We start from the raw sequence: 14,901 nt of genomic DNA, 5'->3' as shown, positions 1-14,901 counted from the left end.
ACGATCATTACGTGGCGCTGATCCGCCAAATCCCGAACGGCTGATACGCCGGATCGATGCGCATGAACTGATACTTGCCGTGCCAGTCCCAGCGATGGCCGTTCATCAAATCTTCGCCATGGGTGGTGGCATCGTCCGGCAGGCCCATTTCCCACAGCGGCAGTTCGAAATTCGCTTCCTGCACGTTATGCGGATCGAGGCTGACCGCGACCAGAATGAAGTTCGTGCCATCGGCGCTGCGCTTGCCGAAGAACAGAATGTTGTCGTTCCAGGCGTTGTAGATCTTCAGGCCCAAATGGGTGTGCAGCGCCGGGTTCTGCCGACGGATGCGGTTGAGCTGGGCGATCTCGGCAATGATGTTGCCCGGCGCGGTGAAGTCGCGGACGCGGATTTCGTATTTCTCCGAATCCAGGTATTCCTCTTTGCCCGGCACCGGTGCCGATTCGCACAACTCGAAGCCGGAATACATGCCCCACAGGCCCGAGCCCATCGTTGCCAAGGCAGCGCGAATGAGGAAACCGGGACGCCCCGACTCATGCAAAAACGCCGGGTTGATGTCCGGGGTATTGACGAAGAAATTCGGCCGGTAGCATTCGCGCCACGGCGACTGATTCAGCTCGGTGAAATATTCCGCCAGCTCGGCCTTGGTATTGCGCCAGGTGAAATAGGTGTAGCTCTGCGAGTAACCGACCTTGCCCAGACGCGCCATCATCGCCGGCGTGGTGAAGGCCTCGGCGAGGAAGATCACTTCCGGATACAGCGTGCGAACGTCGGCGATCAACCATTGCCAGAACGGCAGCGGTTTGGTGTGCGGGTTGTCGACGCGGAAGATCTTCACACCTTCCTTGACCCAACCGACGACGATATCGCGCAACTCGACCCACAGGCTCGGAATCGCGTCCGGCGCATAGAAGTCGACGTTGACGATGTCCTGGTATTTCTTCGGCGGGTTTTCGGCGTATTTGATCGTGCCGTCCGGGCGCCAGTTGAACCAGCCCGGATGTTCCTTGAGCCACGGGTGGTCTTGGGAACACTGGATGGCGAAGTCGAGAGCGATTTCCAGGCCATGGTCGGCGGCGGCAGCCACCAGCCGGCGGAAATCTTCACGGGTGCCGAGTTGCGAATGAATCGCCTCGTGACCACCCTCCTCGCTGCCGATCGCGTACGGACTGCCAGGATCGTCAGGGCCGGCGGTAAGGGAATTGTTGCGGCCCTTGCGGTGGGCGCGGCCGATCGGGTGAATCGGCGTGAAGTACAACACGTCGAAGCCCATGTCCTGAATCATCGGCAGACGCGAGTGCACGTCGTTGAACGTGCCGTGACGCTGGGGATCGTCAGTGATCGAGCGCGGAAACAGCTCATACCAACTGGCGAACTCGGCGAGTTCGCGCTCGACGTCCATGGGGAATTCGGCGCTGATGCTGAGGTAGGCGCGGTGATCGGCCTGAGCCATCAGCTCTGCACTGCGCGAGTGCAGAAACAGCGCAACCTGCTCGGTTTCGAGCAGGCCGGACAATTCATGGTGCAGCGCGGCAAGCTGCTCGCTGAGCTGACCTTCGCTGCGCTCTGCGGCCTGTTGCACCATGGTCCGGCCTTCCTGCAGCTCCAAGGAAACCGGCACAGCAGCATTGTGCTTCTTTTCCAGTTCGTACTGGAAGCTGGCGAAATGGTCGATCCACGCTTCGATGCAATACAGATAGCGGCCCTGCTCCTCAGGGCGGAACTGACCTTGCCAGGTGTTGTTGCCCTGATCGGACATGATCTCGGTCTGCCAGGTTTCCTGGCCTTCTTCACGCCAGCGGATGCGTACGGCGAGCTTGTCATGGCCGTCGGCAAACACCTTGCTGGTCACCACCACTTCGCGCCCGGCAATCGACTTGACGGCAAACTGGCCGCCGTCGAGGGTCGGCATGGTGTTTTCGATGACGATTCGAGGCAGCAGCAACGCCTGCGACAATGGCATGTGCGGGTTGTAACTCAGCTCTGAAGGTCTTTCAGCAGTCATTGAGCATCTCTCCTTAACGCCCCAAGGACGCTCTTGTGCCGGAACAGTATTCGCGACAAAGCGCCGGCCCTGTCATGAACTCACTTAGGTTCCGAGCAACCGGCGCGGGGAAAAGTTCAGATGAAATTAACAAGACAAACCGGCGGATCGAATTTGTCGTGGCCGGGTCAACTCACTTAAGCACGTCCCACGCCATGTGCCATATGGAGGTCATCAGATGAACATCCCGATCCCGGCGGAAACGCCTGATCCGAACATCGACAAACCCACCCTGCCGGATACCGAGCCGCCACCGGTGCCCGAGCAAGAGCCACCCGGCACCACGCCACCGCCGAAAGAAGAGCCACCGAATACGATGCCGCCAGTGATCGTCTGACCCTGCCCCCCTGATCGTTCCCACGCTCCGCGTGGGGATGCCTCAACGGACGCTCCGCGTTCGGCTCCAGAAGGGACGCGGAGCGTCCCGGGCTGCATTCCCACGCGGAGCGTGGGAACGATCAGGCAACGATCATCAGCCGTCGGGAAGTCAGAGGTGGTCGTTCTTGTCGACATCCTTCTCGAACACTCTCACCACGTAAGGCATCACGCTGAAGATCGCCAGTGCCAGAATGGTACTGAGCAATGCCGTCGCCTCCTTGCCCAGCCCCGCCGCCACGCCGATTGCCGCCGTCATCCATAAGCCCGCCGCCGTGGTCAGGCCTTTGACATGGGATTCGTCGCCCTGCTGATTTTTCAGAATGGTGCCGGCGCCGAGAAAGCCGATCCCGGCAATTACGCCCTGCAATACCCGACTCATCGCATCGGATTCTGCGCCCGAGGTCTGCGGCACTAATACGAATAGCGCAGCGCCCAACGCCACCAGCATGTGCGTGCGCACGCCCGCTGCCTTGCCTTTATGCTCGCGCTCAAATCCGAGTATCCCGCCGAGAATCGCCGCCATCAGCAGGCGTACGGTGATTCGGGTCATTTGCGAGGCGTCGCCGATATCGGCAAATTCGGCTTGCACCGTTGCCCACACTTCATCCCACCAGTCTTCCATCGTGCCTCCCTTGTTATTGGTTAGATAAACGATGGACAACAGCGACCATTAATCGGTTGCGCAGAACGATCGGCGCGCTGCGCGCCCTAACGTGCAGACCTCACTGGAACAAGGACTGCCGCCATGCCCGTTCGAATCGATGAATCCAACCCCGAGCAGAAAGTGTGTTTTTTCACCGTCGAGCATGGTGAGGAAATTCGCATCTGCGACACCCTCGAAGTCATGACCGATAGCGAAAAAGCCATGTCGTTCGTGGAAATCGAAGGCAAACGTACCTACATCACCGAAGCAGAAGCCGATGCCTTGACCGTCGCCGGGGCCAAGGACGGGCGCAAACATCTGAAGGCCGATGACAGTGATTCGGTGGTTTGATTGATTTCGATCAACACCCGACGCAGACGCCTGCAATAGGCGTTTGCGCCTTGCCTGGCAGGTTGCTTCAAGTTGTCGCAGGCATTGCGCCAAACCTCATCTGATCCGCTTTTTATTGCCAGACCTGAGTCTGTTCTGCAAACAGATCGGCGCCCATAGTTCATCGGCCTGATGGAGGCTGATGAGCGAATGACCATGAGCGACCGAATCCCCGTCCGAACCGTAGAAGCATCGCCAACGATAAAAAGCGTACCCGCGCGCCCACTGAAGGCGACTGCCGGATCCACCGACAAGCAGATCCACACCCGCAGTTTCACCGGCCTTTTCCGCAACCTGCGTATGAGCGGTGCCGGACTTCTGTATGTGCTGTTTTTCGGCACCGTGTGGCTGAACTGGGGCGGTCGGCAGGCCGTACTTTGGGATCTGGCGGAAAGCAAATTCCACATCTTCGGCGCGACGTTCTGGCCGCAGGATTTCATTCTGCTCTCGGCGCTGCTGATCATCGCTGCTTTCGGTCTGTTCGCAATTACCGTGTTCGCCGGTCGCGTCTGGTGCGGTTACACCTGCCCGCAGAGTTCGTGGACGTGGATCTTCATGTGGTGCGAGAAGATCACCGAAGGCGAACGCAACCAGCGGATCAAACTGCAAGCGGCGCCGTGGAGCCTGAACAAACTGGCGCGGCGCGCCGCCAAGCACACGTTGTGGCTGGCGATCAGCGTGATCACCGGCCTGACCTTCGTCGGCTACTTCACCCCAATCCGGCCGCTGGCCGAAGATTTGCTGACCCTGCAGATCGGTGGCGTCAGTCTGTTCTGGGTGCTGTTCTTCGCCGCCGCCACCTACATCAACGCCGGTTGGCTGCGTGAGGCAGTGTGCATGCACATGTGCCCGTATGCGCGGTTCCAGAGTGTGATGTTCGACAAGGACACGCTGACCATTGCCTACGACGCCGCCCGTGGCGAAAACCGTGGTCCGCGCAAGCGTGATGTGCGCCCGGTCGAAGCCGGCCTGGGTGATTGCATCGACTGCCAGTTGTGCGTGCAGGTCTGCCCGACCGGCATCGACATCCGCGATGGCTTGCAAATGGAATGCATCGGCTGCGCAGCGTGCATCGACGCCTGCGATTCGATCATGGACAAAATGCATTACCCGCGCGGCCTGATCCGCTACAGTTCCGAGCGCGAATTGCAGGGCGGCAAAACCCACCTGCTGCGTCCGCGTTTGATTGGCTATACGGCGGTGTTGTTGGTGATGATCGGAGCGTTGGCGCTGGCATTGATCGAGCGGCCGATGGTGTCGCTGGACGTGACCAAGGATCGCGGGTTGTTCCGCGAGAACGCTCAGGGGCAGATCGAGAATATTTATTCGCTGAAAGTGATCAACAAGACTCAGCAGCGACAGGAATACCGCTTGAGTCTGGTTGATGGCGACGGGTTTGAATTGCAGGGCAAAACGGCATTGAGCCTGGCGCCGGGAGAGATTGTCGATGTGCCGGTGTCGGTGGCGATGACCACCGAGCGCCCGGCGAGCAGTTCGCAGACGTTGAGTTTCAGGATTGAAGACAGTGACGAGCCGCAGGTTTACAGCGTGGCGAAGAGCCGGTTTGTGGCGCCGATAAATCGTTGATTGCCGTTAGACTGCGGTGCTTTCATTCGCGAGCAGGCTCGCTCCCACAGGAAATGGCGGTCGTTGTGGGAGCGAGCCTGCTCGCGAATGGAGGCGACGCGATTGCTTATAGACCCCATTCGGATCCACCATGAAACGCTACGAAAAATTCGCCGACGACATCGCTGAACTGATTCGCTCCGGCGTGCTCGGCCCCGGCCAGCGGGTGCCGTCGGTGCGCTACGCCAGTCAGACCTACGGCGTCAGCCCGTCCACGGTGTTCCAGGCCTATTATCTGCTCGAACGCCGTGGCCTGATCCGCGCCCGGCCGCGCTCCGGTTACTTCGTCAACGCCCATACGCCGAGCACATTCTCCGAGCCGGTAATCAGCAGCCAAGTCAACGAATCCACTGAAGTCGACGTCAGCGAGTTGGTGTTCTCGGTACTCGATTCGATCAAAGACCCCAACACCGTGCCCTTCGGCTCCGCCTTCCCCAGCCCGACGCTGTTCCCGCTGCAACGCCTGTCGCGCTCCCTGGCCAGCGCCGCGCGGGAGATGGACCCGCGCATGGTCGTCACCGACATGTCGCCGGGCAATCCGCAACTGCGCCGGCAGATTGCCCTGCGCTACATGGTCGGCGGACTGATGTTGCCGATGGAAGAATTGCTTATCACCAACGGCGCCCTCGAAGCGCTGAACCTGTGTTTGCAAGCGGTGACCGAGCCCGGTGATCTGGTGGCCATCGAGGCCCCGGCGTTCTACGCCAGCCTGCAGGTGCTGGAGCGTCTGAAACTCAAAGCCGTGGAGATCCCCGTGCACCCGCGCGATGGCATCGATCTCGGTGTGCTCGCGCAAACCCTCGAACGTCACCCGATCAAGGCCTGCTGGTGCATGACCAGTTTCCAGAATCCGATGGGCGCGACTGTGCCCGAGGCGAAGAAACAGGAACTGGTCGAACTGCTGCGTCAGCATCAGGTGCCGTTGATCGAAGACGACGTCTACGCCGAGCTTTATTACGGGCAACAGGCGCCAAAACCGGCCAAGGCTTTTGATACCGAAGGATTGGTCATGCATTGCGGCTCGTTCGCCAAAAGTCTCGCGCCCGGTTATCGCATCGGCTGGGTGGCCGCCGGACGTTTCGCGCAGAAAATCGAACGGCTGAAGCTGATGACCTCACTGTGCGCTTCGATGCCGGCGCAAGCGGCTATCGCCGATTATCTGCAACACGGCGGCTACGATCGGCATCTGCGCAAACTTCGTTATGCCCTGGAAGAACAGCAGAGCGCGATGCTCGCGGCGATTGCCCGCTACTTTCCGGCGCAGACCCGGGTCAGCCAACCGGCGGGCGGCTACTTTCTGTGGCTGGAATTGCCGGAGCAGATGGACTCGCTGAAGTTGTTCCAGATGGCACTGGCGCAAGGCATCAGCATCGCGCCGGGGCCGATATTCTCGCCGACCCAGCGCTTCAGGAATTGCATTCGCTTGAATTACGGCAGCCCGTGGACCGAAGAATCGGAAAAGGCCATGGAGACGTTGGGGCGGATTGTGCGGTCGTTCTGATGATTCTGTGCTGTTTGCACCGGCCTCATCGCTGGCAAGCCAGCTCCCACATGTATCTTCGACATATACAGAATCTGATGAGGCCGCAAAATCTGTGGGAGCTGGCTTGCCAGCGATGAGGGCCGCACTTTTAGCGAAAATCTTTCGGCCTTACCGCCCACCCCCCAAATCAACAAACGTCCCGGTCGCATACGATGCCTTGTCCGACAGCAACCAGACAATCGCCTCCGCCACTTCATCCGGCCGCCCGCCCCGGGCCATGGGAATCGCCGATTCGAGCTTGCTGACCCGATCCGGGTCGCCGCTCAGCGCATGGAAGTCGGTATAGATGTAGCCCGGACGCACGGCATTGACGCGAATGCCCTCACCCGCGACCTCTTTCGACAGACCGATAGTGAAGGTGTCGAGCGCACCCTTGGATGCGGCGTAATCGACGTACTCGTTCGGCGAACCGAGGCGTGCCGCGACCGAGGAGACGTTGACGATGCTGCCGCCCTGCCCGCCATGTTTGGGCGACATGCGCAGGATCGCGTGCTTGGCGCAGAGGATCGGCGCCAGCACGTTGGTTTTCATGATTTTGAGGATGCGGAATTCGGACATCTCATCGACCCGCGATTTCTGTCCGACGGTGCCGGCGTTATTGACCAGCGCGGTGACACGGCCCAGTTCGGTGTCGACGCGATGAAACATCGCGATCACTTCGTCTTCGATGCTGACATCGGCGCGAACCGCGATGGCCTGCGCGCCCAAGGCTCGAACCTGTTCGAGTACGCTGTGTGCGGCCTGCTCATCCGACTGATAGTTGATGCAGATCCGGTAGCCCTGTTCGGCTGCCAGCAATGCCGTAGCCGCGCCGATTCCGCGCCCGCCCCCGGTGATGACAATGACTTTATCCATGCTGGCCTTCCCCCACGTGCACACGTAACAGTCGGGGGAAGAATAACTGCCATTCATGGCTTTTGCATGAGTTCTATGGTGTTGCCGCCGTCCCCTGTGGGAGCGAGCCTGCTCGCGAAGAACGATGACTCGGTCTCTCAGACCACCGCCAGCCGTTGCCCACGCACGATGTCCTGCATGAAGCGCTCCGCCGGCATCGGATGGCCCAACAGATAGCCCTGCAGCGAATCACAGCCCAGTTTGGTCAGGAAATCCTGTTGCGCGCCGGTCTCGACACCTTCGGCGACAATCCGCAGATCCAGCGCCTGCCCCAGCGCAACGATCGCCGAGACGATTGCGGCATCATCGCTGTCATGCTCCAGATCGCGGACGAAACCGCGGTCGATCTTCAGCTCATTGGCCGGCAGGCGCTTGAGGTACATCAGGCTGGAATAACCGGTGCCGAAGTCGTCGATCGACAGGTCGACGCCCATGTCCGACAACTCTTGCAGCACGGTCATGCTCGCGTCAGCGTCGCTCATCGCTGTGGTTTCAGTGATTTCCAGAGTCAGGCTGTTGGCCGGCAAGTGGTGGGTCGCCAGCGCCTTGGCCACGCTTTGCACCAGCCCGGCATGGCAGAACTGCAAGGCCGAGAGGTTCACGGCAATGCGCCAGTCGGTGTAACCGAGCACGTACCATTCGCGCATCTGCCGGCAGGCTTCGTTGAGCACCCATTCACCCATCGGAATGATCAGCCCGGTTTTCTCCGCCAGATCAATGAATTTATCCGGCATCAGCATGCCATGCAGCGGATGCTTCCAGCGCAGCAGCGCTTCGGCACCGACCGGGCGGCCATTGGCGGCGTCGAATTTGGGCTGGTAATGCAGGCAGAACTGGTTGTGCTCGATGGCCGCGCGCAGGTCCTGTAACAGTTGCAATTGTTTGCGCGCGTTGGTGTTCATCGACGCATCGAAGAAGCTGTAGCCATTCTTGCCGCCGCCCTTGGCGTGGTACATCGCGGCATCGGCGTTCATCAGCAGTTCCTGGGCATTGTCGCCGTTGCCCGGGTACAGGGCGATGCCGACACTGGCGGAAATCTGCAGATCATGTTCAGCGACGCGGAACGTGCGACCGATGAGGCTGACCTGACGCGCAGCCAGGCTCAAGGCGTCATTGGGCTCGCTCAAACGCACCAGCAGAACGAACTCATCGCCGCCGATCCGCGCAAGAGTGTCCTGGCTGCGCAAGTCTTCACGCAGACGCGCGCCGACCTCGCGCAGCAGTTGGTCGCCCATGTGATGGCCGAATGCGTCGTTGACTGGTTTGAAGCCGTCGAGGTCGATGAACATCAAGGCGAAGCAGCCACCCTGCTCTTGCACCTTTTTGATCGCCTGATTGATGCGGTCGTCGAGCAGCATGCGGTTGGGCAGACTGGTCAGCGGATCGTGAAGGGCCAGTTGGGTGAGTTCGCGGTTGGCCACCGTCAGCGAGTGCGCCAGATCAGCCGTGCGCGCTTCGAGGCGGGCGTCGAGGATCGAGGTCAACAAGGCAATCGACAGCACCGCCAGCGTGGTGACCACGACCAGGCTGTCGAGGCCATTGCCCTTCAAGCCATTGAGCGTCGCGCCGCAGAAACTGCCGTCAGGAAATTGCGCAGCAGCCATGCCGGTGTAGTGCATGCCGACAATCGCCACACCCATGATCACCGCCGCGCCGGCACGAATCAGCCGCACATAGGGCGATTGCTGACGCAGGCGAAAGGCAATCCACAATGCCGCTGCTGAGGCGCCGACGGCGATCAGCAGGGAGGCACTGAACAGGGTCGGGTCGTAATCGATGCCCGGTGTCATGCGCAGCGCGGCCATGCCGGTGTAGTGCATGGCGCTGATGCCCGAACCCATGATCAGCGCACCGAAAGCCAGTTGCGCCAGTGGCAGTTTCGGTTGGCTGACCAGCCACAACGCGAAGCCGCAGGACAGCACCGCGATCAGCAGCGACAGCGCAGTGAGGGCGAAGTCGTAGCCCAGGTCGATCGGCAATTTGAAGGCGAGCATTCCGATGAAATGCATCGACCAGACGCCAACGCCCATCGCCAACGCCCCGCCCGCCGTCCAGAAATGCACGGCCCGGCCTTTAGCCGTGGCAATGCGCCCGGTGAGATCGAGCGCCGTGTAGGAAGCCAGAATGGCCACGCACAACGAAATGAAAACCAGGGTGAAGGAGTAGCTGCCGATGAGCATGGACGTTCTCGTGACAAGCCGAAACCGTACTGCTTCCATTCTCGGTCGGGCAAATGCGGCGATTGTACTGATTGCGCGGAAGAACGCACTGACAAAGTAACCAAATTGCCATCAAGCCGATGAAACGCTTGTTCGATCGTCCTACAAGGCTCTGCGGTGGGCTTTAACCTCACCCTGTGAAGGCGATCTCATGCCAGACAAAAATCCCCGTGGGAGCGAGCCTGCTCGCGAAGGCGTCGGCACAGCCACCATCGTAGTTGCCTGACCCACCACTTTCGCGAGCAGGCTCGCTCCCACAATTTTCAGCGTCCAGCCACCCCTCACCATTCGAACGCGAATCCCTGTGGGAGCGAGCCTGCTCGCGAAGGCGCCGGCACAGCCACCATCTCACTCGACTGACCCACCGCTTTCGCGAGCAGGCTCGCTCCCACAATTTTTCAGCGTCCAGCCACCCCTCACCATTCGAACGCGAATCCCTGTGGGAGCGAGCCTGCTCGCGAAGGCGTCGGCACAGCCACCATCGTAGTTGCCTGACCCACCACTTTCGCGAGCAGGTTCAGCGGTTGTCGCTGACGTCGAGTTGACCGTCCCAGCCGCCGCCCAGCGCGGCGATCAGTTGCACGCTGGCGATCAGTCGGTTCTGCAGAATATTCAGCACACTGCGTTCGTTGCTCAGCGCCGTGGCTTGCACCACGACCACGTCGATATAGGCAATCAGGCCCGCCTTGTACTGGTTTTCCGTCAGGCGCAGGGAATCGCGGGCAGCATCCAGCGCTTCCTGGCGCACCGCCGCTTCGTCCTCGTACACCTTGAGCTGGACCAGGTAGTTTTCCACTTCGCGGAAACCGTCGAGCACGGTCTGGCGGTAGCGCGCGACGGTTTCGTCATAGGCCGCCTCGCTGCGGTCAACCTCGGCCGAACGAATGCCGCCGTCGAACAGCGGCAGAGAAAGCTGCGGGCCGACCGACCAGAAACGGTTCGGCAGGCTGATCAGGTTTTTCGAGGTACTGCTGCTGTAGCCGCCGCTCAGGCTCAGGGTCAGGTCCGGGTAATACGCGGCTTTCGCCACGCCGACATTGGCGTTGGCGGCGATCACCGAGCGCTCTGCCGAGGCGATGTCAGGACGGCGTTCCAACAGTTGTGAAGGCAGGCTCAACGGCACTTGGGGCAGATTCGGGATGTTCTGGGTTTCGGCGATGCTGAAGTTGGCCGGGGCTTCGCCAGTGAGCACGGCAATGGCGTTTTCAAACTGTGCGCGCTGCCAGATCAGGTCGACCAGATCGGCCTGGGTGCTTTTCAACTGGGTTTGCGCCTGCGCCACCGCATCGCGCCCGGAAACCCCGGCGCGGTACTGGTTCTGGGTCATTTTCAGCGAGCGTTCATAAGCGGCAACCGTGGCCTCGAGCAGACGCTTCTGCTGATCGATGACGCGCAGTTGCAGGTAGTTCTGCACCAGCTCCGATTGCTGACTCAGACGCATCGCCGCCAGATCGGCAAAACTCGCCTGGGCGTTGGCCTCATCCGCCTCCAGCCCACGGCGCAGCTTGCCCCAGACGTCGGCTTCCCAACTGACGCCCAGTTGCGCGGTGTAGGTATCACGAATACCGCTTGAGGAACTGCTCAGGCTCGAACTGCTGCTGCCAGTGCCCTGACTCGAGCGGTTCTTGCCCAGACTCAGGTCGACACTGGGGTAAAACGCCCCGCGCGCGCTGCGCACCAGCGCCTGCGCCTGACGAAACTGCGCCTCGGACTGGGCGACAGTCTGGTTGGAGCTGTTGAGTTTTTCCACCAAGGCGTTGAGCTGCCGGTCGCCGTACAACTCCCACCAGGCGCCCCGGGCCAGCGAGTCGCTTGGGTTGGCCTGACGCCAGCCTTCGGCTTCCTTGAACTGAGCGATTTCGGCAGTTTGCGGGCGCTGGTAGTCCGGGCCGACTGCGCAAGCGCTGAGCAGCGCCACGCACAGCGACAGGCTCAATAGGCGCGAGCCGCGGACGGTGGCCAATTGGATAAGCGAACGGTCAGTCATAGCGGAGTTTCCAGAGCGGCATCAGTACGCACGCCACGCCATTTGTTGAATCGATGGCGCAGCTTGTCGAGATAAAGGTAAACCACCGGGGTGGTGTAGAGGGTCAGGACCTGGCTGAACACCAGGCCGCCAATGATGGTCAGGCCCAACGGTTGGCGCATTTCCGCACCCTCGGCGCGGCCGAGCAGCAACGGCAAGGCGCCGAGGATCGCCGCCAGCGTGGTCATCAGGATCGGCCGCAAGCGTTGCAGACAGGCGCTGCGGATCGACTCCAGGGGCGACAGGCCCTCATGCCGCTCCAATTGCAGCGCAAGGTCGATCATCAGGATGGCGTTTTTCTTCACCACGCCGATCAGCAGGAATATCCCCAGCAGGGAAATCAGGCTGAACTCGCCGCCCAGCGCATAGATCGACAGCAACGCGCCAACCCCGGCCGAGGGCAAAGTCGAGAGAATGGTCAGCGGGTGAATGTAGCTTTCATACAGCACACCGAGCACCAGATACACCGCCAGCAACGCACCGAGGATCATGAACGGCTGGCTCTTCTGCGTCGCGGCGAAGGCGTCCGCAGTGCCGGCCATTTTCGCAATCACATCCTCCGGCAAGCCGACCTTGGCGATCGCTCGTTCGATGGCGGCACTGCCCTGCTCTACGGTCACGCCTTCGGCCATGTCAAAGGAAATGCTTTCGGACGCGAACTGGCCTTCATGGCTGACGCGGTCGTTCTCCAGGCTGTTTTCGTAATGGGCGAACGTCGACAGCGGCACGCGCGCACCGTCAGCGGTAATCACCTCGACCTGCTTGAGCGTCACCGGATCCTGGGCGTATTTCGGATTGACCTCCATCACCACCTGGTACTGGTTGAGGCTGTCGTAGATCGTCGAAATCTGCCGCTGGCTGTAAGCGTTATTGAGCACGGCGGTGACCATGTTCATGTCGACCCCCAGGCGCTTGGCCTGATCCCGGTCGACAATCAGTGTCACCTGCTGCGCCCCGGCACCTTCGCGGGCATCGATGGCGGTCAGCTCGGGCAAGGCACGCAACGCGGTGACCACTTTCGGGAACCACTTGCGCAGCTCGGCGAGGTCACCGCTCTGCAGGATGTAGGTGTATTGCGAACTGGTCTGCTCGCGACCGCCGCCAAACTGCAGATCCTGGTCGGCCATGAGCATCAACTGTGCACCGGGGACCTTGGGCATTTCCTTACGCAGGCGCTCAATGACTTTCTGCGCCGACAGTTGGCGTTCCTTGATCGGTTTCAGGCGCACGATCATGAACGCGTTGTTGGTGCCGTTGTTGCCACCAATGAAGCCGGCCACGCTTTCCACCGCTTCATCCTTGAGCACGGCGCGGCGGAAGGTTTCCATTTTCGGCTGCATGACGTTGAAGGACAGACCGTCGTCGCCACGCACGAAACCGATCAACTGGCCGGTGTCCTGCTGCGGCAGGAAGGTTTTTGGCACCACCACATACAGCGCAATGTTGACGCCAACGGTGAGCAGCAGACTGAACAAGGTCAGACGGCGATGACGCAATACCCAGTCGAGGCTGGTGGCGTATTTGCCGACCATCCAGTCGTTGGTCTTGTGGCTCCAGCGTTGCAGGCGGTTTTCCTGGCCCGGCGTGTGCGGCTTGAGCCAGCGCGCGCAGAGCATCGGTGTCAGCGTCAGGGAAACCACCAGCGACACCACGATTGCCGCCGCCAGGGTGATGGAAAATTCGCGAAACAAGCTCTCGACCAGCCCGCCCATGAACAGGATCGACAGGAACACCGCCACCAGCGAGACGTTCATCGACAGCAGGGTAAAGCCGACTTCCTTGGCCCCAAGGTACGCGGCCTGCATCGGCTTGACGCCTTCGTCGATGTGCCGGGAAATGTTTTCCAGCACCACGATGGCGTCGTCCACCACCAGACCGGTGGCGAGAATCAGCGCCATCAGCGACAGGTTGTTCAGCGAGAACCCGTACAGGTACATCACCGCAAAGGTACCGACCAGCGACACCGGCACCGCCAGGGTCGGGATCAGCGAGGCGCGGAAGTTACCCAGAAACAGGTACACCACCAGCACCACCAGGGCGACGGCGATCAGCAAGGTCATTTCGGCTTCGTGCAGCGTGGCCTTGATCACCGGCGATCGATCCATGGCCAGATTGAGTTTGACGCTGGCCGGCAGCACCGCTTGCAGCGCGGGCAACTGCGCCTTGATCTCGTTGACCGTCTCGATGATGTTAGCGCCGGCCTGACGGTTGATCACCAGCAATACTGCCGCGTCGTCGTTGAAGAAACCGCTGTTGTAACGGTCTTCGACGCCATCGCTGACTTTCGCCACATCCTTGAGACGCAATGCGGCGCCGTCGGCGTAGTGAATGATCAGCGACTCATAATCCTTGGCTTTCTCCAACTGGTCGTTGGCCTGGATCTGCCACAAGCGCTCGCCGTCCTCGACCGAACCCTTGGGCCGGCGTACGTTAGCGTCGGCAATGGTCTTGCGTACATCGTCGAGAGCAACGCCGTACTGGTTCAGCGCCTGCGGTTCGAGCTCGATGCGCACCGCCGGCAGCGAACTGCCACCGATCTGTACTTCACCAACGCCCTGCACCTGCGACAGGCTTTGCGAGAGGATGGTCGAAGCCAGGTCGTAAAGCTGGCCTTTTTCCAGCACGTCCGAGGTCAGCGACAGCACCATGATCGGCGCCTGCGACGGATTGACCTTCTTATAGGTCGGCATGCTGCGCATCCCGCTTGGCAGCAGATTGCGCGAGGCGTTGATCGCCGCCTGCACTTCCCGCGCCGCGCCGTTGATGTCGCGGTCGAGGTCAAACTGCAGAATCACCCGCGTCGAACCCTGACTGGAACGGCTGCTCATGGTATTGACGCCGGCAATCGCACCGAACGACCGCTCCAGCGGCGTCGCCACCGTCGAAGCCATCACCTCGGGACTGGCGCCCGGCAGACTGGCCTGGACGACAATCACCGGGAAATCCATCTGCGGCAATGGCGATACGGGCAACAGACCGAAGCTGACCCCACCGAGCAACATGATTGCCAGGGATAGCAGCATGGTTGCCACGGGGCGTTTGATGAAAGGGCCGGAGAGGTTCATAGCGTCGAGCTCCAAGCTGCAAGCTGCGAGCTACAAGCTGTTCCTGCGCGCGCATGCTGCTGTTTTCTTGCAG

The 14,901-nt window shown here is 60.8% G+C and carries 10 protein-coding genes; 4 read left to right on the top strand and 6 right to left on the bottom strand.

What is annotated here, in order from left to right; genetic code table 11:
* Window positions 1-7: 7 nt before the first annotated feature.
* The gene (locus FEE99_RS17610; RefSeq protein ID WP_041480992.1) at window positions 8-2,005 is read right to left on the bottom strand and encodes an alpha-1,4-glucan--maltose-1-phosphate maltosyltransferase; all 1,998 of its coding nucleotides are present in this window, start codon (window positions 2,003-2,005) and stop codon (window positions 8-10) included.
* Between the two features lie 217 nt (window positions 2,006-2,222).
* Here FEE99_RS17610 and FEE99_RS17605 point away from each other — a divergent pair, with 217 nt between their 5' ends.
* Window positions 2,223-2,381, top strand: coding sequence for a hypothetical protein (locus tag FEE99_RS17605; protein ID WP_167351302.1), 159 nt, complete (start codon window positions 2,223-2,225; stop codon window positions 2,379-2,381).
* Window positions 2,382-2,531: 150 nt separating this feature from the next.
* Here FEE99_RS17605 and FEE99_RS17600 read toward each other — a convergent pair whose 3' ends face one another.
* A complete protein-coding gene (locus tag FEE99_RS17600; protein WP_041480993.1) occupies window positions 2,532-3,044 on the bottom strand; it encodes an MgtC/SapB family protein in 513 nt (170 codons plus the stop codon).
* 123 nt (window positions 3,045-3,167) lie between these two features.
* Here FEE99_RS17600 and FEE99_RS17595 point away from each other — a divergent pair, with 123 nt between their 5' ends.
* The 3 genes from FEE99_RS17595 (at window position 3,168) to mapR (ending at window position 6,582) form a co-directional block, all read left to right on the top strand.
* A complete protein-coding gene (locus tag FEE99_RS17595) occupies window positions 3,168-3,416 on the top strand; it encodes a DUF3203 family protein (RefSeq protein WP_041480994.1) in 249 nt (82 codons plus the stop codon).
* A gap of 195 nt (window positions 3,417-3,611) precedes the next feature.
* Window positions 3,612-5,042: a cytochrome c oxidase accessory protein CcoG gene (ccoG, locus tag FEE99_RS17590; protein ID WP_041481087.1), complete on the top strand. Its 1,431-nt coding sequence runs from the start codon at window positions 3,612-3,614 to the stop codon at window positions 5,040-5,042.
* A 130-nt stretch (window positions 5,043-5,172) separates the two neighbouring features.
* The gene (mapR, locus tag FEE99_RS17585; protein WP_041480995.1) at window positions 5,173-6,582 is read left to right on the top strand and encodes a GntR family transcriptional regulator MpaR; all 1,410 of its coding nucleotides are present in this window, start codon (window positions 5,173-5,175) and stop codon (window positions 6,580-6,582) included.
* A gap of 150 nt (window positions 6,583-6,732) precedes the next feature.
* Here the strand turns inward: mapR and FEE99_RS17580 are convergent, their stop codons facing one another.
* The 4 genes from FEE99_RS17580 to FEE99_RS17565 form a co-directional block, all read right to left on the bottom strand.
* Window positions 6,733-7,479: an SDR family oxidoreductase gene (locus tag FEE99_RS17580; RefSeq protein WP_041480996.1), complete on the bottom strand. Its 747-nt coding sequence runs from the start codon at window positions 7,477-7,479 to the stop codon at window positions 6,733-6,735.
* Window positions 7,480-7,616: 137 nt separating this feature from the next.
* The gene (locus FEE99_RS17575) at window positions 7,617-9,698 is read right to left on the bottom strand and encodes a putative bifunctional diguanylate cyclase/phosphodiesterase (RefSeq protein WP_041480997.1); all 2,082 of its coding nucleotides are present in this window, start codon (window positions 9,696-9,698) and stop codon (window positions 7,617-7,619) included.
* A gap of 556 nt (window positions 9,699-10,254) precedes the next feature.
* The gene (locus tag FEE99_RS17570) at window positions 10,255-11,724 is read right to left on the bottom strand and encodes an efflux transporter outer membrane subunit (protein WP_041480998.1); all 1,470 of its coding nucleotides are present in this window, start codon (window positions 11,722-11,724) and stop codon (window positions 10,255-10,257) included.
* The gene (locus FEE99_RS17565; protein ID WP_041480999.1) at window positions 11,721-14,828 is read right to left on the bottom strand and encodes an efflux RND transporter permease subunit; all 3,108 of its coding nucleotides are present in this window, start codon (window positions 14,826-14,828) and stop codon (window positions 11,721-11,723) included. The genes FEE99_RS17570 and FEE99_RS17565 overlap by 4 nt, the downstream gene beginning before the upstream one ends.
* Window positions 14,829-14,901 lie beyond the last annotated feature (73 nt).

The organism is Pseudomonas sp. ef1 (assembly GCF_007293365.2).
Classification (GTDB): domain Bacteria; phylum Pseudomonadota; class Gammaproteobacteria; order Pseudomonadales; family Pseudomonadaceae; genus Aquipseudomonas; species Aquipseudomonas siliginis.
Note: the sequence above shows the minus strand (reverse complement) of the source record. Positions and strands in the feature narration are given on the sequence as shown.

Coding starts and splice junctions, on each gene's coding strand:
- FEE99_RS17610 (WP_041480992.1), bottom strand. CDS start 2,005: ATGACTGCTGAAAGACCTTCAGAGCTGAGTTACAACCCGCACATGCCA.
- FEE99_RS17605 (WP_167351302.1), top strand. CDS start 2,223: ATGAACATCCCGATCCCGGCGGAAACGCCTGATCCGAACATCGACAAA.
- FEE99_RS17600 (WP_041480993.1), bottom strand. CDS start 3,044: ATGGAAGACTGGTGGGATGAAGTGTGGGCAACGGTGCAAGCCGAATTT.
- FEE99_RS17595 (WP_041480994.1), top strand. CDS start 3,168: ATGCCCGTTCGAATCGATGAATCCAACCCCGAGCAGAAAGTGTGTTTT.
- ccoG (WP_041481087.1), top strand. CDS start 3,612: ATGAGCGACCGAATCCCCGTCCGAACCGTAGAAGCATCGCCAACGATA.
- mapR (WP_041480995.1), top strand. CDS start 5,173: ATGAAACGCTACGAAAAATTCGCCGACGACATCGCTGAACTGATTCGC.
- FEE99_RS17580 (WP_041480996.1), bottom strand. CDS start 7,479: ATGGATAAAGTCATTGTCATCACCGGGGGCGGGCGCGGAATCGGCGCG.
- FEE99_RS17575 (WP_041480997.1), bottom strand. CDS start 9,698: ATGCTCATCGGCAGCTACTCCTTCACCCTGGTTTTCATTTCGTTGTGC.
- FEE99_RS17570 (WP_041480998.1), bottom strand. CDS start 11,724: ATGACTGACCGTTCGCTTATCCAATTGGCCACCGTCCGCGGCTCGCGC.
- FEE99_RS17565 (WP_041480999.1), bottom strand. CDS start 14,828: ATGAACCTCTCCGGCCCTTTCATCAAACGCCCCGTGGCAACCATGCTG.